The organism is Asaccharospora irregularis DSM 2635 (assembly GCF_900129815.1).
GTDB classification, from domain to species: domain Bacteria; phylum Bacillota; class Clostridia; order Peptostreptococcales; family Peptostreptococcaceae; genus Asaccharospora; species Asaccharospora irregularis.
The window spans coordinates 15,789-42,588 of the sequence record NZ_FQWX01000018.1 but is presented as its reverse complement, the minus strand read 5'-3'; the positions used below and the strand labels follow the sequence as shown (position 1 = coordinate 42,588).

Annotated in this window: 27 protein-coding genes, 1 pseudogene and 1 riboswitch; of the genes and pseudogenes, 2 read left to right on the top strand and 26 right to left on the bottom strand. The window is 29.8% G+C overall.

The genetic code is table 11. The features are described 5' to 3' along the window. The 25 genes and pseudogenes from BUB34_RS08330 to BUB34_RS08210 form a co-directional block, all read right to left on the bottom strand. Window positions 1-186: pseudogene (locus BUB34_RS08330) on the bottom strand (ISL3 family transposase); the annotation flags it as partial. Between the two features lie 222 nt (window positions 187-408). Then, complete coding sequence (locus BUB34_RS08325; protein WP_084120305.1) at window positions 409-1,695, bottom strand: SulP family inorganic anion transporter; 1,287 nt, start codon at window positions 1,693-1,695, stop codon at window positions 409-411. A 244-nt stretch (window positions 1,696-1,939) separates the two neighbouring features. Further along, window positions 1,940-2,530, bottom strand: coding sequence for a helix-turn-helix domain-containing protein (locus tag BUB34_RS08320; RefSeq protein ID WP_408605776.1), 591 nt, complete (start codon window positions 2,528-2,530; stop codon window positions 1,940-1,942). A 527-nt stretch (window positions 2,531-3,057) separates the two neighbouring features. After that, complete coding sequence (locus tag BUB34_RS08315) at window positions 3,058-4,179, bottom strand: sodium ion-translocating decarboxylase subunit beta (RefSeq protein WP_073126387.1); 1,122 nt, start codon at window positions 4,177-4,179, stop codon at window positions 3,058-3,060. Between the two features lie 37 nt (window positions 4,180-4,216). Further along, complete coding sequence (locus BUB34_RS08310; RefSeq protein WP_278276711.1) at window positions 4,217-4,603, bottom strand: DUF2118 domain-containing protein; 387 nt, start codon at window positions 4,601-4,603, stop codon at window positions 4,217-4,219. A gap of 44 nt (window positions 4,604-4,647) precedes the next feature. Continuing rightward, a complete protein-coding gene (locus BUB34_RS08305) occupies window positions 4,648-4,923 on the bottom strand; it encodes a hypothetical protein (protein WP_073126372.1) in 276 nt (91 codons plus the stop codon). Between the two features lie 16 nt (window positions 4,924-4,939). Beyond that, window positions 4,940-6,337, bottom strand: a complete 1,398-nt coding sequence (locus BUB34_RS08300; protein ID WP_073126370.1) for an oxaloacetate decarboxylase subunit alpha — start codon at window positions 6,335-6,337, stop codon at window positions 4,940-4,942. Between the two features lie 215 nt (window positions 6,338-6,552). Then, window positions 6,553-9,327 carry a PAS domain-containing sensor histidine kinase gene (locus BUB34_RS08295; RefSeq protein ID WP_242948858.1) on the bottom strand — a complete coding sequence of 925 codons (2,775 nt, stop codon included), beginning with the start codon at window positions 9,325-9,327 and terminating at the stop codon, window positions 6,553-6,555. A gap of 221 nt (window positions 9,328-9,548) precedes the next feature. Continuing rightward, window positions 9,549-10,343: a MetQ/NlpA family ABC transporter substrate-binding protein gene (locus tag BUB34_RS08290; protein ID WP_073126368.1), complete on the bottom strand. Its 795-nt coding sequence runs from the start codon at window positions 10,341-10,343 to the stop codon at window positions 9,549-9,551. Window positions 10,344-10,398: 55 nt separating this feature from the next. After that, window positions 10,399-11,055 (bottom strand): methionine ABC transporter permease, encoded by a 657-nt coding sequence (locus tag BUB34_RS08285; protein WP_073126366.1) that lies wholly within the window; start codon window positions 11,053-11,055, stop codon window positions 10,399-10,401. Next, a complete protein-coding gene (locus BUB34_RS08280) occupies window positions 11,048-12,013 on the bottom strand; it encodes a methionine ABC transporter ATP-binding protein (protein ID WP_073126364.1) in 966 nt (321 codons plus the stop codon). Before BUB34_RS08280 ends, BUB34_RS08285 begins: the two co-directional genes overlap by 8 nt. Window positions 12,014-12,099: 86 nt before the next feature. Then, window positions 12,100-12,208: riboswitch (SAM riboswitch) on the bottom strand. A 108-nt stretch (window positions 12,209-12,316) separates the two neighbouring features. Further along, complete coding sequence (locus BUB34_RS08275; protein ID WP_073126361.1) at window positions 12,317-12,907, bottom strand: peptide chain release factor 1; 591 nt, start codon at window positions 12,905-12,907, stop codon at window positions 12,317-12,319. A gap of 432 nt (window positions 12,908-13,339) precedes the next feature. Then, window positions 13,340-14,050 carry an AIM24 family protein gene (locus BUB34_RS08270; RefSeq protein ID WP_073126359.1) on the bottom strand — a complete coding sequence of 237 codons (711 nt, stop codon included), beginning with the start codon at window positions 14,048-14,050 and terminating at the stop codon, window positions 13,340-13,342. 230 nt (window positions 14,051-14,280) lie between these two features. Beyond that, window positions 14,281-15,336, bottom strand: coding sequence for a flavodoxin-dependent (E)-4-hydroxy-3-methylbut-2-enyl-diphosphate synthase (gene ispG / locus BUB34_RS08265; protein WP_073126357.1), 1,056 nt, complete (start codon window positions 15,334-15,336; stop codon window positions 14,281-14,283). Between the two features lie 51 nt (window positions 15,337-15,387). Then, the gene (gene rseP / locus BUB34_RS08260; RefSeq protein WP_073126355.1) at window positions 15,388-16,389 is read right to left on the bottom strand and encodes an RIP metalloprotease RseP; all 1,002 of its coding nucleotides are present in this window, start codon (window positions 16,387-16,389) and stop codon (window positions 15,388-15,390) included. Between the two features lie 16 nt (window positions 16,390-16,405). Then, on the bottom strand, window positions 16,406-17,554 hold the full coding sequence (locus BUB34_RS08255) for a 1-deoxy-D-xylulose-5-phosphate reductoisomerase (RefSeq protein WP_084120307.1): 1,149 nt from the start codon (window positions 17,552-17,554) through the stop codon (window positions 16,406-16,408). 139 nt (window positions 17,555-17,693) lie between these two features. Then, entirely contained in the window at window positions 17,694-18,473 is a 780-nt protein-coding gene (locus tag BUB34_RS08250) for a phosphatidate cytidylyltransferase (RefSeq protein ID WP_073126353.1), read from the bottom strand. Between the two features lie 12 nt (window positions 18,474-18,485). Further along, on the bottom strand, window positions 18,486-19,220 hold the full coding sequence (locus BUB34_RS08245; RefSeq protein WP_073126351.1) for an isoprenyl transferase: 735 nt from the start codon (window positions 19,218-19,220) through the stop codon (window positions 18,486-18,488). 27 nt (window positions 19,221-19,247) lie between these two features. Further along, on the bottom strand, window positions 19,248-19,454 hold the full coding sequence (locus tag BUB34_RS08240) for a hypothetical protein (protein ID WP_073126349.1): 207 nt from the start codon (window positions 19,452-19,454) through the stop codon (window positions 19,248-19,250). Then, the gene (gene frr / locus BUB34_RS08235; protein ID WP_073126347.1) at window positions 19,454-20,008 is read right to left on the bottom strand and encodes a ribosome recycling factor; all 555 of its coding nucleotides are present in this window, start codon (window positions 20,006-20,008) and stop codon (window positions 19,454-19,456) included. Before frr ends, BUB34_RS08240 begins: the two co-directional genes overlap by 1 nt. A gap of 28 nt (window positions 20,009-20,036) precedes the next feature. Next, complete coding sequence (gene pyrH, locus BUB34_RS08230) at window positions 20,037-20,741, bottom strand: UMP kinase (RefSeq protein WP_073126345.1); 705 nt, start codon at window positions 20,739-20,741, stop codon at window positions 20,037-20,039. Between the two features lie 91 nt (window positions 20,742-20,832). Continuing rightward, on the bottom strand, window positions 20,833-21,744 hold the full coding sequence (tsf, locus tag BUB34_RS08225) for a translation elongation factor Ts (RefSeq protein ID WP_073126343.1): 912 nt from the start codon (window positions 21,742-21,744) through the stop codon (window positions 20,833-20,835). 74 nt (window positions 21,745-21,818) lie between these two features. Then, a complete protein-coding gene (rpsB, locus tag BUB34_RS08220; RefSeq protein WP_073126342.1) occupies window positions 21,819-22,532 on the bottom strand; it encodes a 30S ribosomal protein S2 in 714 nt (237 codons plus the stop codon). A 228-nt stretch (window positions 22,533-22,760) separates the two neighbouring features. Next, a complete protein-coding gene (locus tag BUB34_RS08215) occupies window positions 22,761-23,939 on the bottom strand; it encodes a D-alanyl-D-alanine carboxypeptidase family protein (RefSeq protein ID WP_073126340.1) in 1,179 nt (392 codons plus the stop codon). An 88-nt stretch (window positions 23,940-24,027) separates the two neighbouring features. Further along, complete coding sequence (locus tag BUB34_RS08210) at window positions 24,028-25,044, bottom strand: potassium channel family protein (RefSeq protein ID WP_073126338.1); 1,017 nt, start codon at window positions 25,042-25,044, stop codon at window positions 24,028-24,030. A 234-nt stretch (window positions 25,045-25,278) separates the two neighbouring features. Here BUB34_RS08210 and ymfI point away from each other — a divergent pair, with 234 nt between their 5' ends. Both ymfI and BUB34_RS08200 read left to right on the top strand, forming a co-directional pair. Continuing rightward, window positions 25,279-26,019 (top strand): elongation factor P 5-aminopentanone reductase, encoded by a 741-nt coding sequence (ymfI, locus tag BUB34_RS08205; protein ID WP_073126336.1) that lies wholly within the window; start codon window positions 25,279-25,281, stop codon window positions 26,017-26,019. Window positions 26,020-26,110: 91 nt separating this feature from the next. Next, complete coding sequence (locus tag BUB34_RS08200; protein ID WP_073126334.1) at window positions 26,111-26,320, top strand: hypothetical protein; 210 nt, start codon at window positions 26,111-26,113, stop codon at window positions 26,318-26,320. A gap of 155 nt (window positions 26,321-26,475) precedes the next feature. Here the strand turns inward: BUB34_RS08200 and BUB34_RS08195 are convergent, their stop codons facing one another. Further along, complete coding sequence (locus BUB34_RS08195; protein ID WP_073126333.1) at window positions 26,476-26,748, bottom strand: DUF3343 domain-containing protein; 273 nt, start codon at window positions 26,746-26,748, stop codon at window positions 26,476-26,478. Between the last annotated feature and the right edge of the window lie 52 nt (window positions 26,749-26,800).

Sequence of the window (26,800 nt, the reverse complement as noted above, 5' to 3'; positions counted from 1 at the left end):
ATTTTTCACTACTGAATAATTTTCATTTACGCAACCGCATTTAGAGCATGCTTTTGGAACATATGTAAGCACTGCGTTTAATACCTTAAACTCAATACCTCTTATTTTTTCAATTCCATCTCCTGTAAATACTAAATTTTTATCGCTAATTCCTAGAATATTTGATATAATATCATTTGAGCACATGTCAAACCTCCTCGTTTATTTTGTTGTCGTGACTTAATTATACAACGAGTTTGACATGTGTTCTTTATTTTTTTAAAAAATAATAGCGCTGATAGTAATTAGTCCATTTTTGTCTAACGACAATTATGGATTTTTTATTACCATCAACGCTAAATATTATACAGCCATTTTGAAGTGCCATTTTTATATAATAAACTAATATGCTATATACTAACCAATATATTATCCAATATTGTCAATTTCAATATCGTATTCTTCTTCTACTTGACTTTCTTTGTATTTTCTAAACAATGATACTATTATAGAAATAATCATTCCTACTCCTATAGCTACCACTAAGTCAAATACTACAGTAAGAATAAAAGTCGCTAGAAAAGCTACCACATCTCCTTTTGGTAGTTTTAGCATCTCGCCAAACTCTTTCCATTCTCCCATGTTATAAGATACTATTATAAGTATACTTGATAAAACCGTCATAGGAATCATCTTAGCTAGAGGCATTAAAAGAACCATTATCAATAATAAAACTATAGCATGTATAATCCCAGCTATTGGAGTTTTTCCACCATTTTTTACATTTGCAGCAGTTCTGGCGATTGCACCTGTAGCTGGTATACCTCCAAATAGCGCGGATGCTATATTCCCTAGCCCTTGGGCTATAAGTTCCATATTTGAATCATGTTCATCATCTATCATCTTGTCAGAAACAACACATGACAATAATGACTCTATAGCAGCAAGTACAGCTATTGTAAGTGACGGTTTAATTAATTGTTTTATTGTATTTAAATCTATATCTGGTATTGTAGGCATCGGTATTGATGCTGATATGTCTGTATAAACACTTCCAATAGTGTCTACTTTAATATTAAATAATTGAACTGCTAATGTAGCTAGAATTAATGCTATTATTGAACCTGGTATATTTTTATTTACTTTAGGCCAAAATACCATTATTAATACGCACGCTAAACCTACGATAAAAGTTACCGCATCAAATGTGTTTATATTATTTATATAACTTCCCAGCTTAGCTAAACATTCAGCTGGAACATCACTTATTTTAAGTCCAAAAAAATCCTTTAGTTGGGTTACTAATAAAGTTATGGCTATACCACTTGTAAATCCAACAGTTATAGTTTTAGGTACATATTTAATTAAAGAACCAAACTTCAATAACCCCATTAATATTAGAATAATTCCCGCCATTATTGTGGATATTATAAGACCTGTCATACCGTGTTCCATAACGATTCCATAGACAATTACAACAAATGCCCCTGTCGGTCCGCCTATTTGTACTCTACTTCCCCCTAGAAAAGATATTATAAATCCTGCAGTTATTGCAGTTATAAGTCCTTTTTCTGGTGATACTCCAGAAGATATAGCAAGTGCAATTGATAAAGGTAGGGCAATTATAGCTACTATAATACCTGAAATTATATCCTTACTCACACTTTCTTTTGTCAACTCTTTATTCCTAAAAATACTAAACAACTTAGGTGACATTATCAAATCCCTCCAATTCTATTTATCCCATACCTATAATACTCCTCATTATCAATAAAGTCAAAAAATTTTGTATTCACAATACATAAAAATGCAATATTTATTAGTTGTATATTCAAAAACATAAAAATAGCTATTAATAAATTTTAATAAATCTATCAATAGCCACCTTATTGATTATTTATATTTTTAGTAAAATAATTGAAATTTCTTTGATTGCTGTGTTGATTTGAATGATTAATTGTTATTTTTTGCTTTTATCTGCCTCTTGAAAAGAATTTGGTATACTAACTACTAAAATCCTTACTATTTTATTTGTATAGTTAGCCCAATTGTGATTGTTACTTTCGCTATTGTAGTGTACTGTATCTCCTGGATACATATCGATTTGTTCTTCCCCTAAAAATAGAGTTAATGTTCCCTCTAAAACATATACAAACTCCTCACCTTCATGTACATAAGAACATATTTCCTCATCGCTCTTGCTTGGAAGTAGCTCTATTAATCTTGGTAACATTATTTTATCTGTTAAATTTGAAGACAAATGATAATTTATAAAACTAGAGTTGCATATATCAAATACTTCTTTTTCATAACTTCTTAATACTGGTCTTTTATGCTCTTTTGGTCTTATGAAAAAATATGTCAATTCTACATCGAGTACATCCGATATTTTTGCTAGCGAATCTGTTGCTACACTAGTAAGCCCTCTTTCTAATTGAGATAAAAAACCTATTGATAAATTAGTCTTCTCACTCATATCCTTGAGTGTCATCTGTTTCTGTGTCCTTAGTTGTTTTATTTTAGATCCTATGTCCTTATTCAATTTACTCACCTCTTATTAAAGTTTTTTTATAGCACATAAATTAGCATACTTATATACCCTAATTAATAAGCATAGCTACAATTTATGTGTTTCAAAAAAGTCAACCTATCAAATTCCTCTATAGAAAACTTTTTTATTGCTGTATAATACCTATAAACTGTCTAAACAAAAATTTTTATAATTAAAATTAATTTCATTCAAATTTTAGACACTCCACCTTATAAAAATGGTGTTATTATAACTATAATTTATTGATATTTGTTTGTCTATAATTTCTTGGCATTTTTATTTTATTTATTAAGAAAAAATTATTTTTTCTTAATAAAATTATTCACAATTAACTTTTAATCAATATAAGTAACATTTTAAAATATAAAAATTTTCTATCTAAAACCTTTAAAGGATAATTTTTTTGAAATGCATATACGAAAATTATATTTGTAAACAGTCTGAAAATTAATATAATTTCATATGCATTATAAAAAGAGGAGTTTCTTTAAATGATTTATAGTCATTTGCAGATACTCCTCCTATAATTAAGCAAAAAACTTAAGTAATATACCGGCTACTATAGCTGATCCTATAACGCCAGATACATTTGGCCCCATAGCATGCATCAATAAATAGTTTGAAGGGTTTTCTTCTTGACCTACCTTTTGAGCAACTCTTGCAGACATAGGAACCGCTGAAACTCCCGCAGCACCTATAATTGGATTTACTTTTCCATTAGTAAGCTTGCACATAAGTTTTCCCCCTAATACTCCACCTGCTGTACCAGCCGAAAAAGCTAAAAGGCCCATTAAAGTTATACCTAAAGTTTGAACAGTTAAAAATACGTCTCCATTCGCTGTAGCTCCAACCGTCAACCCCAGAAGTATTGTTATAATATACATAAGTGAGTTTTGAGCTGTTTCAACTAATTTTGGAACTACTCCAGACTCTTTTAATAAATTTCCAAACATTAACATACCTATAAGTGGAGCTGATGTAGGTAAAAGACCTATCACTATTACCATAGAAACTATTGGAAATAGTATTTTTTCTTTTTTTGAAACACTTCTTAACTGTTCCATTTTTATATTTCTTTCTTTTTTAGTTGTTAAGGCTTTTATAATAGGTGGCTGTATAACTGGGACTAGTGCCATATAAGAATAGGCAGCTAAGGCTATTGTTCCCAATAAATGCGGTGCTAATTTACCTGTTAATTGTATTGCAGTTGGACCATCTGCTCCACCTATTATGCCTATTGCAGCCGCCTCAGGACCAGTAAATCCTATAGCTACTGCCCCTAAAAATGCAAATGCAACACCAAACTGAGCCATCGCTCCAAGTAACATCGTCTTAGGATTTGCTATCATTGGACCAAAATCTGTACTAGCACCTATACATAAAAATATCAGTGGAGGATAAATTCCAAGCTTAACTCCTTGGTATAAATAATAAAACAGTCCCCCATTTACACTCTCCGTTGGCTTTTGCATTAAATCCACACCTGGCATGTTCGCAAGTAACATCCCTGTTGCTATTGGTATTAATAAATACGGCTCATATCCTTTTTTTATAGCTAAGTATAAAAATATACAAGCTATAGTTATCATTATAATTTCTTTATAAGTCATCATTGCAAAACCAGATTCTGCAACAAAGTTCATTAGCATTGTACCCACAGTTAACTCCCTCCTTAAGTCAATTTTACTAAGCTATTTTTAATATTATATCCCCTAAGCTTACATTTTGACCTTTTTCAACATTTATAGATAAAACTCGTCCGTCAACTGGGGCTACTATTTCATTTTCCATTTTCATAGCTTCAAGTACTGCTACTACATCCCCTTTTCTGACCTCTTGCCCTTCTTTAACAAGTATATTAAACATATTTCCTGGCATAGGAGCTGCTATTTCTTCTCCCTCTGATATTGCCTTATGTTTTTTTGTAGATTGTACTGGCTTATTTTCCTTTGATTCTTCTTTGTTAATTTTATCCTCTTTTACTTCCTCAATTTCAACCTCGTAAACTTTTCCATTTAATTTTATATGATATGTTTTAGAATTCATCTTTATCTTCCTTTCTCTTTTTATCAAATAATTTTTATTAAATAATTTTTATTAAATAATTTTTACTCGATTTACTTTATTCTAGTCACCCTTTTTATATGGAGATTTGGATTTACTTTGCCATCTCCAGCCATAGCTGATGCTGCTAAGCATGCTATTAATTTTTCCTCATCGTCTTCTTCTAGTATGGTATCTATATTTTCTTTTTTAATATCTAAATTAGACTCTTCTTTAAATAAGTGTTTAAATGAACCCAATATTAGTGCAATCAATGATAATGTTAAGATTACAATTGTCATACTAGAAAATGTTATAGATATAGCTTCTACTATCGATATATTATCCATTTTTATCACCTATTCTTTATATAGTTACTGTTATATATTGTATATCAGTAACATTACCCTCTTTTTTTTCTTTATTAAAATACTTAGATTCTAAAAACTTTTTAGCTACTTGCGGAAATAATGCGTATATTAGTACGTCCTCATCATTTTTAGCCAAACTTCCTATTTCTTCTTTCATAGCTTCAAATTCTGGCTTAATTAAATCTGCTGGTCTAACAGTTATTACCTTATCATCCCCAATTATTTTCTTTCTTATATCATCTTCTATTTTAGCTGGAGATTTTCCGTACTGTCCTCTTACATAATCTTTAATTTCTTTTGGAACTAACTTATACCTTTCATTGGTAAGTACATTAAATAAGGCCTGAGTTCCAACCATCTGACTCATTGGAGTAACTAAAGGAGGATATCCAAGATCCTGTCTAACTCTTGGCACCTCACTCAAAACTTCCTCGTATTTATCTTGAGCATTTTGATCTTTTAACTGTGATAATAAATTTGACAGCATACCTCCAGGTACTTGATACTTTAATATTTTAGGATTTGTTAATAAAACCTTTGGATTTAGTATTCCATCAGCCATATACTTATCCCTTATAGGTGTAAAGTATTCAGCCACCTCTGAAAGAGAATCCATATCTAGTTGTGTTTTTCTATCTGTACTATCAAATGTAACAGCTAAGGATTCTGTTGCCGGTTGGCTTGTTCCCCCTGAAAAAGGTGATATAGCCGTGTCTATTATATCTACTCCAGCTTCTGCAGCCTTCATATAAATCATATCAGCTATCCCACTTGTACAATGAGTGTGCAGTTCTATTGGTAAATTAGTTAATCTTTTTAAGCGTTTGACCAAATCGTATGCACTGTATGGAGTTAAAACCCCTGCCATATCCTTTATACAAATAGAGTCTGCTCCCATATTTTCCATGCTTTTAACTAAATCTAAGTAATACTCTACTGTATGTATAGGGCTAGTTGTATAAGATATTGCACATTGGCAATGACCATTGTATTTTTTTATTGCTTTTACAGATGCCTCTAGATTTCTTATATCATTTAGAGCATCAAACACTCTTATTATGTCTATACCATTTTTTATTGAAAGCTCTATAAATTTTTCTACTAAATCATCTGAGTAATTTCTATACCCCAAAAGATTTTGTCCTCTCAAAAGCATTTGCAACTTAGTGTTTTTTACATTTTTTCTAATGAGTCTTAATCTTTCCCAAGGATCCTCATCTAGAAAACGTATGCACGCATCAAATGTAGCCCCTCCCCAAACTTCCAAGGCATGATATCCAACTCTATCCATGGTTTTTAGTATTGGTACTATCTCCTCTGTCTTAAGCCTAGTAGCTATCAGAGACTGATGTGCATCCCTTAGTACAGTTTCAGTTATCTTCAGTTGACTCATCCAGACCACTCCCCTTTTTAAATATTGTGTTTAAGTATATTTAGATATATGTTTTAATAAATATACTATTTATTATATTTTACTATTTATTATGATTCCATTTTTATTATATAACCTTACTTTATTAATTGAAAGTCTTTTTTGAGTTTTTGTATTTTTTATATTTTTATGTACAAAAAAAGCCTATTTTATTAGGCTTTTTCAAATTCCACTATTTATTTGTATATATCAAAAAACTCTATTTCAAATTTTTCTATATTATCATCATACTTTGTATCTTCTGAAACCTCTTCCTCAACTTCTTTGATAGGAAAAGAAACTATTACCTCTGTTCCCTTGTTAACTTCACTTTTTATGTCAATTTTCCCATTTTGAATTTCTACTAATGATTTTGTCAGAAAAAGTCCTATTCCACTTCCAAACTCATTGTGTATATCGCTATTTTCTATCTGCTTAAATCTCTCAAATATATCCATAAGCTTTTCTTTTTCTATACCCACTCCATTGTCTTTTATACTTATCTCAACATAGTTATCTATTTTCTGTATATTTATTAGGATTTCTCCACCGTCTCTAGTAAATTTTATAGCGTTTGATAAAAGGTTAAGAATAATACGTTCTATAGACTCTGGATCTAATCCTACATTGAGTACATCTTCTTCTGTGTCAAATACTAAGTCTATATTTTTTGACTTTGCGTATCCACTAATAGATTCTACTATTCTTTCCGCTATATCTATAATATCAAAATTTATAGATCTTATTTTATAGATTTCAGACTTTACTTGTGATATATTTATTATGTTTTCTATAAGTCTAAGTAATCTAAACATATTTTGCTTAGTTATTTTTATATGATTTTTTATTACATCTTGCTTGTCACTGATTTTATTTTTTCTATACAAGCTTTCAATTAGCTGAATTGAGCTGTATATGTTGTTTAATGGCGTTTTTAACTCATGTGACATATTTACATAAAATTCCATTTTCATCTTATCATATTTTCTCTGTCTGTTTAAAACAGTTTTTATTTTTTCTAATTCTTTTCGGGCACCTATGTCCTTTATTATCCTAATTTTTCTTATTCTGTTGTCAAAAACTAACGTCTTTGATATTAGTTTAATCTCTTTTATATCGTTTTTCTCATTTACCAGATAGATGCTCTTATCTTCTCCACCCATGTGGATATTATTTACGTGTTTTTTCATTATTTTATTTCTATATTTCTGGCAGATATCCTCTGAGACACCATCCACTATTCCAAACATAGTTCTAAACGCTTTATTTGAATGAATTACCTTTGATGTTTCTAAATCCTCAAGCAGTGTAGCCTCAGGTATAGAATCTATTAATTTTTGATATATCACCTTTTCAGAGTTTATACTTTTGAAAATTTCTACCTCAGAGGTTACATTCCTAAAAGTTAATAATTTAAATCTATCATCTCCATAAAAACAATTCCCTATACTTACCTCCTCAATATATTCATTTCCATATTTATCTTTTACAACTAAATTCACTATACTCTTTGACTCATACAGATTGCTTATTATTCCTACTTTTTTGTTTTTATCTAACTTAATCCTTTTGTAGCAATTATTATCAAAAAAATCAACTTCAAGTAAATCTATATAATCTTCCAAAGTAATTCCCTTCATTTCATCTAATGTAAATCCGAATATTTCTTCAAATTTTCTATTTATACTTACTACAATACTTTTACTCTTGTCCTTGTTTAATTTTATAACCAATACAGGGTATGGTGTATTTAAAATTATTTTTTCGTAATTTTCATTGATGCTCTGTATTTGTCTTCCCATTTTTATCTCATTGGTTGTATCATTTAATGCTATTAAGTACGAGTTATCACTTTCATTGTTGGTTATATTTAAAGAATATATTCTATCATTCATCTGTATAGTGCTAATATATACCTTATTTTCATTTAATTTTTCTTTCCAGTTGTTATTCTTTATTCTACCCTTATCTATAAGATCTATAACTTCATAAAAACTATCAACCTTAAAATTAAATTCTTCTTTAAAATAATTATTAGTATAAATTATATTAAATTCATAGTCTGTAATCATCAATATACAAGGCATATTGTCTAATGCTTGTCTTAAAAGGCCCTCTCTTTGTTCTATATAGTTTTTTAATTTATTTTGTATTATTATATCCTTTTGAATTGCAATATTTATTTTGTTCATATGCTGAGAATTCTTATCTAACTTTTCATTTCTACTAAAAAGCTCTATATAAGGGTATATTATACTGTTTTTGCTACTATAAGAGTACGAGCCATATATATAGCTATATAAAAGTAAATAAAGTATATCTTTTAATAAATCATTGTTGATTATTGTAATCCTCATTGAAAATAAAAACCCTAATATAGTAAGTATTGTAGACATGGCCGTCAGCGATTTTGTGGCTTTGTAGTGAATACACTGTTTGTCCAATAAAAAATATACATTATATATATTAAATGCAGCCAACATTATGCCTGGCATCATTACAATAAAGTTTACGTTTATAATTTCCCCAAATGCAGCTCTAATTGCAAAATCTAACACAATTGGAATTAAACAAAACAATATTGATATTTTTTTGTCTATTTCTCCTTTATCATAAGTTGTCACGTAGATACTTATGCATACATTAATTACAAGTATAATAAGCATAATCATCTGTGAATCTTGAATCTCTAATCCTGATATATCAAAGCTGAACAAAAACATTAATGCTATAGAATTTACTCTTAGTATATTTATAAAGTTATCCTGACTAAAAGTTTTATCGTACCTTTTTGAGTAAGTGAATATCCAAAGTAGGCTTAAACTTATAGTCTCTAAACAAATTTTAAGTATATCCCTATTTAGGTACCTAATTAGTATAAAAGATAGGATACTTAAAATGTATATATCGTTCATTTCTATAATGTACTTTATACTGTTCTTCTTCCTCTCTCTTACATATTTTCCTCCCATTATAAATCCCTTTCCTTTTTATACATTTTTATCTATATAACTATGTTATCATCTTTAAATCAAAAAATTTGTCACTTTCTGATTGTTTGTAAAGTTTTTATCTATAAATTTATATTAATAGGAAAAGAATAAAATAAAAAATTTTTGTATACATTATAAAAAGGAAGCAAACCTTGAATTTAGGCTTACTTCCCTCTATATCATCTATAAATAATATTTAATTAGAATGCTGGAATTATACTTCCATTATATTTTTTTTCTATAAATTCTTTTACTTCATCGCTAGTCAATGCCTTTGATAGTGCCTTTAATTTTTCACTATCTTTATTATCTTCTCTACATGCCAATATATTTGCATAAGGAGAATCTACTGACTCTATTGCTATTGTATCTTTTTTAGGATTTAATTTTGAACTTATCGCATAATTTGTATTTATTACTGCTGCATCTACATCCTTTAATGTTGATGGTAATTGTTCTGAATTCATTGCCTTTATATTTATATTCTTAGGATTTTCAGTTATATCCTTAGCAGTTATAAGCTCTCCATCTTTTACTTTTATTATATTGTTATCTGCTAATAACTTAAGTGCTCTTGCTCCATTAGTTGCATCATTTGGTATGGCTATTGTTGCTCCATTCTTTAATTGATCTATTGATTTTAACTTATCTGTATATAATCCCATTGGCTCTATGTGTATTTTCTCTGTATAAGTCAGTTTATAACCCTTTTCTTTTATAGTTTCTTCTAAATAAGGAACGTGTTGGAAGAAGTTCGCATCAAGAGATCCTTCACTTAGTGCAGTGTTTGGAAGTACATAATCATCAAATACTTCTATCTCCAACTTATATCCTTCTTTTTCTAACTGTGGCTTTATAACCTCTAATATTTCTGCATGTGGACTTGAAGAAGCTCCTACCTTTATTGTTTTTTCATCTCCTCCTCTAGAGCATCCTATTGTTGATACTGATATTCCTACAGCTAAAGCTAGTGATAATATTTTTTTTAGTTTCATTTATTTTTCCCCCTTCTAATTTATAATTTTTATTTAAATTTTTTAATTATTTTAACTACTTTAATTTTTTATATGCCAAATTTCCAAGTCCTTGGATTATCTGGACAATTATTATGAGAGTGATTACTGTATACACCATCACAGCTGTATCGAACCTCTGATGACCATAAGTAAGGGCAATATTTCCAAGTCCTCCTGCCCCAACAGCTCCTGCCATAGCCGTATAACCTAGTATTGATATTACTGAAAGAGTAATCCCAGATACTATAGATGGCATAGCTTCTTTTATCATAACTTTAAATACAATTTGTTTTTTTGTAGCACCAAATGACTTTGCTGCCTCTATCAAGCCTTTGTCAACTTCATTTAATGATCCCTCTATAACTCTGGCTATAAAGGGAGCCGATCCTATAGTTATTGGCACTATTGCTGCCGTTTCTCCAATACTTGTTCCAACTATAAATCTTGTCATCGGTATTAATGCAATAATAAGTATAATAAAAGGAAAACTTCTGAGTGTGTTTACTATAAATCCTAATAAAGAGTTTATATTTTTGTTTGGTTTTAGCCCATCTTCTTTAGTAACTACTAATATAATTGCCAATATGAATCCTATTATTGTTGCTAATATCGTCGGTACTATAATCATGTATATAGTCTCCAAAAGAGACTTTATTAACATATTGCTTATAAAATCTACTAAGCTAGTCATTTATTATCTCCTCCCATCTTATACCCTTATTTTCTAAGTATTTCTTAACTTTCTCAGCGTTCTCATCTTTCATATTTATTATCAATGATCCCAGTACATCTTCTTTAAATTTCTCTAGTCTTCCAAATACAATAGAAAAATCTATATCTAATTCCCTTGACATCGTAGTTATAATATTTTTGTTAGATATTTCCTTAGGGAATAATATTTTTATATTTGTTCCTTTAGGTAGAATTATATTTTCTTCTCCTATTAATTTTCTAAGACCTTTTGTATTTTTTAAAAATATTTCTTCTGTATCTCCAACTTCTAAGACTTCTCCCCCTTCCATTATTGCTATTCTAGTGCATATTTGTTTTATAACTTCCATTTGATGAGTAACCATTATTATAGTTATTCCAAGTTTTTTATTTATATCCTGTAGTAGCGATAGTATAGATTTTGTTGTATTTGGGTCTAAAGCTGATGTTGCCTCATCACAAAGCAATACCTTTGGGTTTAAAGCCAATGCCCTAGCTATTGCTATTCTTTGTTTTTGACCCCCACTTAAATTTCTTGGCTTTTGATTTTTTTTATCACTTATTCCCACTAAATCTAAAAGTTCATCTACTCTTTTTTGTATATAACTCTTAGAGTATCCAAAACACTCTAGTGGCAATGCTATGTTCTCAAACACTGTCTTTCTTTCAAGGAGAGAAAAATGTTGAAATATCATACCTAGTTCTTTTCTTAAGTTTCTCAATTCGTTCTCATCTAACTTTTTAACTTCTTGATCTTCAACTAAAATGCTACCTTCTTGATACTCTTCAAGCCTATTTATACATCTAAGTAGTGTCGACTTGCCCGCTCCACTATGACCGATTATTCCAAATATTTCGCCTTTTTTGATTTCTAAATTTACATTTTTTAAGACCTGCATTTCTCCATAAAACTTATTAACATTTTTAATACTTATCATTCAATCTCCCTCCGACTCAAGTATTTATTTTTTATTAAAATTAATAAAAGCCTGAGTATAAACTCAGGCTTTTATTAAGCTATTTATACTCATCTTTCAACTATTTCTAGTTGCAGGATTTAGCACCATTGTATATAAAAATATACTGGTTGCCGGGTTTCACAGGGCCAGTCCCTCCACCGCTCTCGATAAGAGATTATTTAATTTTAATTTTAATTTAATTTTAATTTTCCTTGCTATGCTATAATCATATATTGATTAATATATTTTGTCAACTCTTTTTATTACTTTTTTTATTATTTTCTAAATTTTGCTATCTATACCTAGTCTTTTATTCATACCATCTATCATTTTATTAAAATCGCTTCTAGTATCCTTGTCTACTTTAGTAGCATCGTTTACTGCATTCATAAAGTCATTTTTCTCATCTTTTAATCTTTCTTTAGGAATTTCATCTAATCTTTTTATTTTAGTATCTAATTCACCGATTAGTTTTTCACCTTCTGCTATTAGATCTTTGTTCATTTTATTTAACTCTTGATCTTCTATTTTGATATCATTCTTTAGAGAATTTACAAATGATTGTACCTTCTCTCTGCTGTCTTTATAAGTTGTTTTTACCTCTTCTAAATATTTTTCGTTTCCTGGATATTCTTTTCCATCGTATGCTTTGTTTACACTTTCAGGTATATTATATATTGAATATTCATCTAGACCTGCTAAATACTCCTTGTAGTTTTTTGAGTAATTTTCTGTGTAAGCGTCAGGTTTTTTATCGACTTCGCTTTGATTATTACTTGCATTTTCATCAGGTTTAGGGTTATTATTTGAACAAGCAACTGCTCCTAATGAAACTCCTAATATCATACTTAATAAGACTAATTTTCTTTTCATATTGGCCTCCTGTTTTATATATTATTAATGATTCTATATATTATTATTAATTTTTTAGCCTAAACTTATACACTATATCTCTTATATCTTATCTAAAGTCTCAAATAAATTAATATTTAATGTTTTTTATCTATAATATTATTAGACATACTTTTTTATTATTTCTAAACTCTATATTTTTATTATTTTACCTTTATATAGTTTTTATTTTAACAAATAAACATATAAAACTTTGATTTTGTATAAAATCAAAAAGGCCATAAATACAGAGTTTCACTCCATACCTATGCCCTTTTATTATATATAGTAGAAAATTTTTCTATCTAAAACATTTAACTAATATTTTTTAATGCATATATAGAAATTATACTTATCAACACTCTAAAAATGAATATGATTTACTATACATCATAAAATATTAATATGGATATATTAATCTATTCCTAATCTCACTCCGCCTGAATGTATCCTATTGTTTGGAGTAGAGTTTGTACCTAGTCCAGACAATCTTTCCGATGGCTGTATTATAACAATTTGCCCACTTTCAACAAACTCTAAGTGATAGGATTCTCCCGATGTTTGACCTATAAAGGTTTTCCAAGATAGTTCTGCCACCTTAGGATATGGTTCTCTTCCAGTCCATGCAACTAAAGCGTCTGGATCAACACAGCATGGTCCCTCTAAGACTAATGGATTTCCATCAGTTATTATTGCTATATCCTGAACTTGGTTTGTCCTATTTTCTAAATATGTGATAAACAGACCTTTTTGGGACAAAACACCTGATCCAATAAACTTAACCTTGTACTCTAACTGTTCAGAAAATGCAAGCAAATTTTCACTTTCAACACTTATAGAATCTCCAGGATCTATAGATATAACATCTACATGATAAGCATTTTGAGCTAGATAAACTTCCCCAGATCCTTCAACTACCATAATAGGCATCTGTTCACCAGTTAACGCCCTTTGAGCATATCCTAAAAGAGCCTTACCTATCCCTCCACCGTTACTAGGACCTAATATCAGTTTTTCAAATCTAAAGTTGCCTTTAAACGCTACCATAGCTCCCTTTTTGGCATAAAATCTTCCGTTTCCCTTTGCAATACACATTAATTCGTTTGATACATCAAATTTAAACATAATAAAATATTCATACTATAGCCTCGTATAGTAACCTCCCTAATATATTATTTAACTATTATACAGACAAGATTATATCTCATTTGTCCTTATATAAATAATTATACATTAATTTTAGTTTTCTATGGAAAAATCCTTTTTATATACTAAAAAATCAATTAAATAAAAGAGATTATATTTTATATATAATTCAATGTATAAAAAAAGGATAGAATCCTATCCTTTTTTTATTACAACGATTTTATTTCATCTAAAAGTTCTTCTACTAATCTATCACCTTTGATTTTTCGGATGATTTCACCCTTTTTAAATAGGATTCCTTCACCTTTTCCACCGGCAATTCCTAAATCAGCCTCTCTAGCCTCTCCTGGTCCATTTACTGCACAGCCCATAATCGCTATAGTTACATCTTTATCAATGTTGCCGATTTTTTCTTCTACTTCATTTACTACACTTATTAGATCTATATTACATCTTCCACAAGTTGGACAAGAAATCACCTTTATCTTATCATTTAATAAATTAAGGCTTCTAAGTATTTCTTTGCCTACTATAACTTCTTCTGTAGGATCTCCTGTAAGAGATATTCTTATTGTATCTCCTATACCATTAAGAAGTAATGTTCCTACCCCTATAGATGATTTTATTGTTCCTTTTTTTATACTTCCAGATTCTGTTATACCTATATGAAGCGGATAATCTACCTTTTTAGAGATAAGTTCATAAGCCTCTACAGTTTTATATATATCTGATGATTTTAAAGATATAACTATGTTATAAAAATCTAAGTCTTCAAGAATCTTCACATGCCCCAGCGCACTTTCGACTAAAGCTTCTGCTGTTGCTGAGCCATACTTTTGTAAGAGTTCTTTTTCTAAAGATCCTCCATTTACACCTATTCTTATTTTTAGATTTTTTTCTTTGCATTTTTCAACTACCATTTTTACTTTATCTATGCTTCCTATATTACCCGGATTAATTCTAACTCCATCTACACCTTGTTCTATAGCTTCAAGAGCTAATCTATAATCAAAATGTATATCAGCTATAATAGGTATATTTACCTTTGATTTTATTTCACCTATGTTTTTAGCTGCTTGCATATCTGGGACTGCTACTCTTACAATTTCACAACCTACATCTTCTAGCCTCTTTATTTGGCTTATAGTAGCATTTGCATCTCTCGTATCTGTATTTGTCATCGACTGTACACTAATAGGATTATTACCTCCTATTTTTACATTTCCTACACATACCTCTTTACTGTATCTTCTTTTGTAACTCATAATACCACCTCTACTTTACTCCCTAAAGTATTTGATCGTAAAATACTTTAATTAAATCAATCTTAAAATGTCCTTATATGTTATAAATAGCATAAATGCCATTAAAGCCAAAAATCCTACAGCATGAACAGTTGCCTCTTTATTAGGGTCAAGTTTTTTGCCTCCTCTTATTGCCTCCAAGCCTATTAAAGCTAACCTAGATCCATCAAGAGCTGGTATAGGCAATAAGTTTATTATACCTAGATTTAAACTTATCATTGATGCAAAATACATTACATTTATAAATCCTGTTTTAGCTGCATTAGAAACCATTCCAATTACACCTACAGGACCTGCCACAGAGTTTGAAATTCCACCAGGAACCGTTCCAGTAACTAATTGACCTAAAAACTTAAACATCTGAACCATCATAGTTATATTTATCTGTACAGCTGCCTTTATAGAACCAATAAAGCTTTTATCTACTTTTGTTTGTATACCAATAACATATCCATTTTCACCTTTTTGAGGTGTAACACTGATTTCCTTTGTTTGCTTATCTCTATTTATAGTAATATCTAATTTTTCACCCTCAGACGAATTTATTATAGACGTTATCTCTTCCCAACTGCTAACTTCAATACCATTTATTGCCTGTATTGTGTCCCCTGCTTTTATTCCAGCTGCCTTTGCAGCTCCACCATCTATAGTATCAGCCAATGTCGTTGTAGGGAATCCTGAATATAAAAATACAGGGATCAAAATTATAATGGCAAATATTATGTTAAAAAGAGGTCCTGCAAATATTGTGGCCGCCCTCTGTGATAAGCGCTTATTGCTAAAAGCCCTTGGGTCATTTGAGGCTTCATCCTCACCTTCCATACTTATAAAACCACCTAATGGTAATAATCTTATAGAATATTCCGTATCCTTTTTTATACTAAATATCTTCGGGCCCATTCCAATTGCAAATTCATGTACTTTAATTCCGCTTCTTTTAGCAAAAATAAAATGACCAAGTTCATGTATTAATATAATTATCCCAAATAGTATTAACGCTACTATTATCGTCATTATTCCAACCTCCTAATTATATAGATTTCTTAATGAATTCTCTAGCCCATCTATCAATATCTAATATCTCCTCTAATGTCGGATTATCTATACTATTGTGAGCCTCTAAAGTTTTTTCTATGTAATATGGTATGTCATAAAATTTAATTGTATCATTTAGAAATTCATTTACTAAAACTTCATTAGCTGAATTTAATGCTGCACTATAAGTCCCACCCATTTTCAGGCATTCATATGCTAGTTTTAGGCAAGGAAATGTTTCTAAATCTGGCTTTTCAAAAGTCAAAGTAGAAAACTTTGAAAAATCCAATCTTTCAAAGCTACTATCTATTCTGTTTGGAAAAGATAGTGCATACTGTATAGGCAATCTCATATCTGGACATCCCATTTGAGCAATTATAGAACTATCTATAAACTGAACCATTGAGTGAACTATACTTTGTGGATGTATTACAACATCTATATCTTTATAATCTACATCAAACAACCATTTTGCCTCTATGACCTCTAGCCCTTTATTCATAAGAGTTGATGAGTCTATACTTATTTTTTTGCCCATACTCCAGTTAGGGTGTTTTAGGGCTTCTCTTTGAGTCATATTTAAAAGCTCTTCTTTTTTCTTACCCCTAAATGGCCCACCTGAAGCCGTCAAAATTAACTTTTCTAGCTTTCTATTATTTTCTCCATTTAGACATTGAAATATAGCACTATGCTCACTATCTACTGGGATTATTTTTGAACCGTAAATTTTAGCTTCTTTCATTACTAGTTTTCCTGCTGTAACTAAGGTTTCCTTATTTGCAAGGGCTATAGTTTTTCCCTTTCTTATAGCTGCTAGTGTTGGTATTAGACCTATCATACCTACAACTGCCGTTAGAAGTATATCTACCTCATCTAATGATGATATAATCTCTAGCCCTTCCATACCAGCCAAAACCTCTATATTTATATCGCTTGGTATCATGCCTTTTAATTTATTGGCACTATTCTTATCAAAAACCGCAACATACTTAGGCCTAAATTCCTTTATCTGATCGAGCAAAAGATTTATATTGCTATTTGCTGATATAGCTATTATTTTAAACTCATCTCTATGTTCTCTAACTACATCTAATGTCTGTTTACCAACAGAACCTGTAGAACCTAAGATTGATATATTCTTCATATCTTTTTCCTTTCTAATAATAATTTTCATATAACGGTATTATACCACTATTAAAACTATTATTTACCTTATTCACAAAAAATTCATGTTATTAAAGTAAGCAATCCTAAAAACAATTAAAGCTTCAGTTTAACTGAAGCTAGTTGATAAAAAAGTTAATTGCGTTGTAAACGAACGGTGCTACTAATATAACACTATCAAATCTATCTAATATACCGCCATGACCTGGTATTAATTTTCCATAATCTTTTATACCTACATATCTTTTTATTGAGGAAGCAAATAAATCTCCAAACTGAGCTATTACACTTCCAACACTACCTATTATAGCCATATTTATCAAATCTAATCCAAAATAATTTCCAAATAATATACAACAACATGTACTTCCAAGTACTCCTCCTACAGCCCCTTCTATAGTCTTTTTAGGGCTTACATTAGGAATTAATTTGTGTTTTCCAAATAAATATCCACTGAAATAAGCAAATATATCTGTCATAAAAGATATTATAAATACAAGCCATACATAAATCTTACCTAAATCAAAGTTATTTATAGTAATAACTATAAAATCTAAAAAAATACCTATATAAAAAATACCTAAAAAAGTAATAGCTACATCTATAACATTCTTCTTTAGCCTTAATATATATACTATGCTTATTAAGAATAAAATAAAAATCATGACATATGTATATTCTATTGGGAGCTTAAAGGTATTTTTTACTGCTAAATATGCAGAAAATACATATCCTATAAAAAATATTGGGTGTATATCCTTAGCCTTAAACGCTTTATAAAACTCATTTAGTGCAATAGATACTATCACCATTTGTGCTATATATAAAGGTACACCTCCATATACAACAAATAGAAATAATGGAAATAACGCTATCGAAGCAATAATTCTTGTAAGCATAAAATATTCTCCTTATTTAAGTCCTCCAAACCTTCTATCTCTGTTTTGATAAACAAATAAGGCCTTTTGTAACTCTTCTTTATTGAAGTCTGGCCAGTGTATATCTGTGTAATAAAACTCAGAATAAGCAACTTCCCAAAGTAAAAAATTGCTGAGTCTCTGCTCACCACTAGTCCTTATAACCAATTCTGGGTCCGGAATAGACTTTGTGCTTAAATAATTTTTTATAATACCCTCATCTATATCATTTATATCTATTTTCCCACTTTTATAGTCTTTTAGTATATCTATAAAAGCATTTTTTATATCCGCTCTACCACCATAATTCAATGCTAAATTTAAATTAATGCCTGCATTATTTTTTGTTAATTCCTCTGCGTAATTTAATTTTTCTATACATATTGATGGCAACTCTTTAGTTATACCTATCGCTGTCAATTTTACATTGTTTTTATGTAGTTCATTTACTTCATTTTGTAAGTACATAGATAATAATTTCATAAGTGTATCGACTTCAGGTTTAGGTCTTTTCCAATTTTCAGTGGAAAAAGCATACAGTGTCAAATGCTTTATACCCAATCTAGATGCCTCTTTAACTATTTCCCTTATAGTTTCCACTCCAGCTTTGTGACCAGCGGCTCTTGGAAGAAACCTAGACTTAGCCCATCTGCCATTTCCATCCATTATAATTGCTATATGTTTAGGTATTTTACTTAAATCTATGTCATAAATCAAATTATTATTCATATTCGCCTCCAATATCATTCTGACTCCTTAGTCTAAGGAGTCAGAAAAGTATGTGATTACTATCTCTACACTATTATCTATTTCAGATATTTTTATCGCTCTAGGAACTAATAAATTTTCTTTATTCTTCTTTCCTTCAATAGTTTTAATAGTATAATTAATATTTTTCTTGTCAAAATATTCTTTTACATCATTTATATGAAGGCCTAAAAGTTTATAATATTTATCTAGCACTATATTTCCATTATATCCTTTTCTTTAGTAGCTAATAATGTTTCTATATTTTTTATAAACTTATCAGTTATTTTTTGAACTTCATCTTGGCCTTTTTTTAGTTCATCAGCAGTTATTTCCCCATCTTTTTCCATTTTCTTTAGAGTATCGTTGGCATCTCTTCTCTCATTTCTTAATCTAACCTTAAATTCTTCTGATACCTTATGAGCTCTTTTAACTAACTCTTTTCTTCTTTCTTCTGTTAATGCTGGTACAGATATTCTTATAACTTGACCATCATTTGTTGGGTTCAATCCTAAGTCTGAGTTTCTTATAGCTTTTTCTATCTCAGTCATAGCACTTTTGTCCCAAGGACTTATCATTAAAGTTCTAGGTTCTGGTACAGATATTGCACCTACTTGATTTATTGGAGTTGGAGTTCCATAATAGTCAACTCTTACTTTATCTAGCATTTGAGCATTAGCTCTTCCTGTCCTTATTGTTGTGAACTCGTATTTAAGAGCTTCTATCGTCTTTTCCATTTTGCCTTCTAATTGCTTATATACTGTTTTCATATTTATTCTCCTCCTTTATTAATTTATATTATTTTACTATGGTACCTATATTTTCGCCCATTACTGCTCTTATTATATTCTCTGTAGTAAGTTTAAACACCTTTATAGGTATTCTGTTATCCATACATAAAGAAGTTGCTGTAGAATCCATAACTTTTAATTCCTTTTGTATAACTTCCATATAACTTAACTCAGTAAATTTCTTAGCGTCTTGATGTACCTTTGGATCCTTATCATATACAGCATCAACATTTTTAGCTAATAATATAACTTCGGCTTCCATTTCTGCAGCACGAAGTGCAGCAGTTGTATCAGTTGAAAAATAGGGATTTCCAGTTCCAGCACCAAATATAACAACTCTTTCTTTTTCTAAGTGTCTAACCGCTCTCCTTCTTATATAAGGTTCTGCTACCTGTCTCATCTCTATAGCAGTTTGAACTCTAGTTGCAACACCTATATTTTCTAATGCATCTTGTAGAGCCATAGAATTCATTACTGTAGCTAACATTCCTATATAGTCAGCAGTAGTCCTATCCATTCCTTCACTAGTTCTACCTCTCCAGAAATTACCGCCTCCTACAACTACAGCTACTTCAACACCTATCTCCTGTATTTCTTTTATAGCAATAGCAATATCATTTACAACATCATTATTTATACCAAAACCCTTTTCTCCTGCTAATGCTTCTCCACTAAGCTTTAATAATACTCTTTTGTACATTGGCTTACTCATTAGAAATCCTCCTATTGAATTACATATCTATCTAACTATATTATATACCTTTTTTAAAAAAGAGAACACGCAAGTGTTCTCTTTTTGGTTATTACTTAAGTTGCTTAGCAACTTCTTCTGCAAAGTTTTCTTCTCTCTTTTCTATACCTTCACCAACTTCGAATCTTACAACTCTAGAAACTTTTATTTCAGAACCTACTTTTTTAGCTACGTCCTCAACTAATTGTTTAACTGTTATATCTGGATTTTTAACAAAAGTTTGTTCTAATAAGCAAACTTCCTTTAATTGTTTGTCTAATCTACCGATTATCATTTTTTCTACTATGTTAGCTGGTTTTCCTTCGTTTAAAGCTTGTTGCTTTAATATTTCTTTTTCATGAGCTATGTATTCTTCATCTACTTCATCTCTAGAAACATATTTAGGGTTCATAGCTGCAACTTGCATAGCTACGTCTTTACCCATAGCTAAAACTTCTGGACTTCTAGCTTCTGTTTCCATTTCTACTAAAACACCTATTTTTCCAGCTCCGTGTATGTATCCTGCAACTTGTCCATTAGTTGATATTTTAGTAAATCTTCTAAAATCTAATTTTTCTCCGATTTTTGCAACTCTATTATTTAAAACTTCTTGTAAAGATATTCCTTCAGCATGAGTTTCTGATAATAATCCTTCAACATCTTCTTTATCAGTTGATAAAGCCATCATAGCAGCATCTTTAACAAAAATTTTGAAGTCTTCGTTTTTTGCAACGAAATCTGTTTCTGAGTTTACTTCTACCATAGCAGCACAAGTAGCGTCATCATTTATTTCTATAGCAACTAATCCTTCAGCTGCAACTCTGTCAGCTTTCTTAGCAGCTTTAGATAATCCTTTTTCTCTTAATATATCTACAGCTCTTTCCATGTCTGCTTCAGCTTCAACTAAAGCTTTCTTGCAATCCATCATTCCAGCGCCTGTACTTTCTCTTAACTCTTTTACCATTTGAGCAGTTATATTAGCCATATTAAAGTTCCTCCCTACATACTATTACTTAGATATTATTAATGGTAAGGGGGCCCCTTACCATTTAGTTGTTATTATTCTTGGTCCTCAGCTACTTCTTCTTCAGCACCTTGTCTACCTTCTATTACTGCTGTTGCCATAGCACCTGTTATTAATTTTACAGCTCTTATAGCATCATCATTTCCTGGTATAGCGAAATCTAATTGTTCTGGGTCACAGTTAGTATCAACTATTCCTACTACAGGAATTCCTAATCTATGTGCTTCTTGTATAGCTATGTTTTCTTTTCTTGGGTCTACAACAAATATAGCACCTGGTAATTCAGGCATATCTTTTATTCCGTTTAAGTATTTTTCTAATTTTTCTTTTTCAGCTCTTAATTTTATAACTTCTTTCTTAGGAAGAACATTGAATACTCCTTCTTCTTCCATTTTTTCTAATTCTCTTAATTTCTTGATTCTTGTTTGTATAGTTTTGTGGTTTGTTAACATTCCACCTAACCATCTTTCATTTACGTAGTACATTCCACATCTTTCAGCTTCTTCTTTTATAGCTTCTTGAGCTTGTTTCTTAGTACCTACGAATAAGATTGGCTTTCCAGTTTCAGCTACTTCTTTAGTGAACTTGTAAGCTTCTTCAACCTTTTTAACTGTTTTTTGTAAGTCTATGATGTATATTCCGTTTCTTTCAGTAAATATATACTGAGCCATCTTAGGATTCCATCTTCTTGTTTGATGTCCGAAATGAACACCAGCTTCTAATAATTGTTTCATTGATATAACTGACATGTTTACCTCCTTGGTTTTATACCTCCAGCTTGATCTACTCCCTAAAAAACCTATCAAATTTAAGATTAGGCACCTTTTAAGGATCCCAATGCTGTGTGTGATTATTTTATTTTTCACCTCTAGTAGTATATCATAGAGGTATAAAATTTACAATATTTTTTATTCTTTTCATACATTATATATTATAATTTTTTCCTTTTTTACTTATTGTATACATTTTATAAAGGGTTAATTTGAAAATATCATTTTTATTTTTGTCTTAAGCGATGCTTTATCTACATTATTCTCACTTACTATATTTACATTTCCCAATATTTCTCCACTGTCTGTATAGTATTTCACTACACCCAAGACATCGCCTTTTTTTACAGGATAGCTTATCTCTTTAAATGTTACTTGAGAGTTTATTCCTTCTTCATTTCCTATAACAGTATATAAATCATCATTTGATTTTAATGTTACTTCTAATTCATCTATTCCTTTTATATACTTTTTACCTACTAGTTGATCTTTTTTCATTACTCTCTCTGTACGGAAATTTTCTTTTCCATATTTAAGCATAGAAAGAGATGATGCCAACCTTTTATTTTTATGATTAGTTCCTAATACAACACCTATTAGTCTTCTACTTCTTTGGTTATTTTGGTCTTTGTCTACTTTCATAGAAAAAGATAGACAGTATCCCGCATTTCCTGTATAACCAGTTTTTATACCGTCTACATTTGGTATTATTCTAAGAAGCGCATTTGTATTGTTTTTTTCAAACCCTCTATCTTTATTTGAATATGTTGTCATATCAGTTATTGCTGTTACTTCTTTTTCATAGTTATCAAACATATACTTCCCAAGAATAGCTATGTCCCTAGCCGTCGATATATTCTCTTTTGGAGGGTTCTTAGGTTTACTTAAATCATAGATAGGAAGCCCGTTAGCATTTACAAAGTGCGTATTTATCATGCCTATTTCTTTAGCTTTCTTATTCATTAAATTCACAAATTTTTCATCGTCTTTAGCTATGTGTCTAGCTATAGCCACTGCGGCATCATTTCCCGACACTATCATTAGCCCCCTCATAAGATCTATTAGAGGAACCTTTTCTCCTTCTTTTAACTTATAACTAGAACCTCTCACTGATGCGATAGACTTGTCTATCTTTATTATATCATTCTCACTTACCTGCTTATTTTCTATAGCCTCTATAGCAAGTAAAAAAGTCATCATTTTGCTTAAACTCGCAAGAGGTAATTTTTTATCTGGATTTTTCTCAAATAAAACTCTACTTGTATCTTGGTCTATAAGTATAGATGCCTTAGAATATTTGTCTATATCCTGAGGCTTAGCATATGATATATTGGAACTTATAATTATTAGTACAATAGCAAGTATAAATCTTTTCTTTTGTCTCATTGTCAAACCTCTCACCTTCTTGGATTAATAAGTATATATAAACTTTTCCCTTTATAACCGAATTTTATATCTAGTAATTATTTACTACTCACCTAATCATCCTTTTTATGACAACCGAAGCCCATGTTGCTGCTACTGTTACTCCTAAAAACACTTCTATACTTACCAGTATTTTCCCTAATATTGTTCCAACAACTATATCTCCATATCCTACTGTTGCAAAAGTCACCATACTAAAATACCAGAAATCCATATATATTTTTATTATTTCTTTTGGATTATAGCTGAAAATTTTATTTATTTCTGTAAACATATAAAAAAACGCAAAAACACTTATAATTATTATTGTTATAATCAAAATATTCCATGGCCTCTCTCCATAGCCTATTGTGTATTTGGATAAAATATCAAAAAATCTAGCAGACAAATACTCATTATAAGTAGGGTAATCGTCTTTTTTCATTACTTTTGTCCCATAAGTTCTTTCTTTATAGTAGTAATACCCAATACTCTCATAATCACCTATTTTTTTTGCCTGTATTCTCGCTATTCTATAGTTTATTTTGCCAGCCAAATACCCTTTTTTTAAATAAACTATATCCCTTATTATAACTTTGCTACATTGACTAAATACCGCTCCATCTAATCTAGGTAAATTCTCTACCTTATTTACAATTAAATTTTGCCCTTTAAATTTTAATCTTTCAAAAATCTTTTTATTTACATATTCTTCATCAAAAATAGTTTTATAAAAATTACAATTCTCTAAAAATACAGAGTCTCTAAAGCTTACCGTTTCTTTAAAGTTCGTATAGTTAAAAAATACATCAGCTCTGAACTTATATTCATCAAATATTGCGCTCTTTAAAAATTCAACTTCAGAAAAATTTAAACTTTTATATTCATAATTTAATATATTTTTTGCAACAAAATCTTCTTCTATGATAAATCCACTAAAATCACTTATTTTTTCTGTTATTATAGTCTTTATTAATAGATTGTTTTCTTCTTTAGTTTTGTTCCTTTTGTGGAATATACAATATCCTGAGTTGTCTGCCTCTCTACTACATTTTTTGTTTTGATTTGATTTCCACTTACAATCCATACTCTAAGTTTACCACCCTCCAAATTGTATAGTCATATATTTTTAGTTTTCATTTTTTTCTTATTTATATACCTTATAAAAATCTAAAATCTATATATTTACCTATACTAATATTCAAAATACAATCCATATAGTGAATAAACTTTAGAAGTAGTATATAATTAAATTTTGTAAAATAGATTTTATATGAAAATAATAATAGTAATAAATTAATAAAGTTCAAGGAGAGTATTTATGGAAAATAAAGTAGTATTAATTACAGGTGCATCTAGGGGAATAGGAAAAGCAACTGCCACTCTATTTGCCAAAAAAGGATATCATACAGTAATAAACTATAACAAATCAGAAAGAGAAGCCGTTGAATTATTTAATAATTTAAAACAACAGGGTCTATCTGTGAGGTTGTTTAAGGCTGATGTTTCCAAAAGAAATGAAGTAAACGCTATGATAAATTATTGTATCGGAGAATTTGAGCGTATAGATGTATTGATCAATAATGCAGGTATAAGCACAGATGCATTATTTACAGATATAACAGATGAACAGTGGGATCAAATGATGGGAATAAATTTAAACGGTGTATTTTATTGTACACAAAAATGCCTTCAATATATGATCTCCCAAAAAAGTGGAAAAATAATAAATATGTCATCTATTTGGGGCATAGTTGGTGGGTCTTGTGAAGTTCATTACTCTACATCAAAAGCAGCTATAATAGGTATGACAAAAGCTCTTGCAAAAGAAGTAGGTCCATCAAATATACAAGTAAACTGTATCGCACCCGGAGTAATACAAACAGACATGATTGGCTCGGTAGATAATTATACATTAGATGTTCTAAAAGAAGAAACACCTTTAATGAGACTGGGCACTCCTGATGACATAGCAAATGTAGCACTTTTCTTAGCATCAGAAAGCTCAGACTTTATAACTGGACAGGTTATTAGCCCTAATGGCGGAATGGTTATTTACTAATTAACAAACCCTGTATTTATTTTATATGAGAATTTTAATTTTAAATAGTGAAATAATAATTATGTATAAATAAATATAAAGGAGAGTAATTATGAATAACAAACCTAAAAAAAGTACTCAAAAAATGAAGGAATATCAAGAAAACAAACTAGAAATCGCCAGAGAATTAGGTATAAATGGAGCTAATAACACAGAAGTAAATGCTAAAATAGCTTCTCAAAATGAACCTAAATATAGTACTAAAACTTCAGTTAAAAAACATAACCTAGCAAACGATCAAAAAACTGCTAGAGAAGATTAATATCTATTACTTTAATGATTGTAGTAGAATCAATAAAAAGATGACTCTTTTTACTGAGACTCAAAAGTTAAGTTCAGTACTAGAATCATCTTTTTTTGTTTTACACTAAATTCTTGAAATTTACTTATTACAACAAATCAATTTTATTGTAATCCCTATACCGGTTTTATCTTCTTAACTTCTCTTTTTCCGTCTACAGCTTCCAAACTTAGGCTATACAAATCGCAAGGAATGTTAAGAGAGTCATGAAATTCTATAATTTTTTCTAGATTATTTTCATTAAACCTTATAGATAAACCACAATTAGCTGTAATATCTCTCGGAGTTGGTATCATAGTTACATCGAATAATTCTTTTGCCATTTTTTCTGTCTGCATACTATGACTCGTCGTTTGAAAAGAAATTACATAAAATACTTCTTCAGACATAGTACTCCTCCTTTTTATTATTTTTTACTAATTACACTACTTATATATTAAC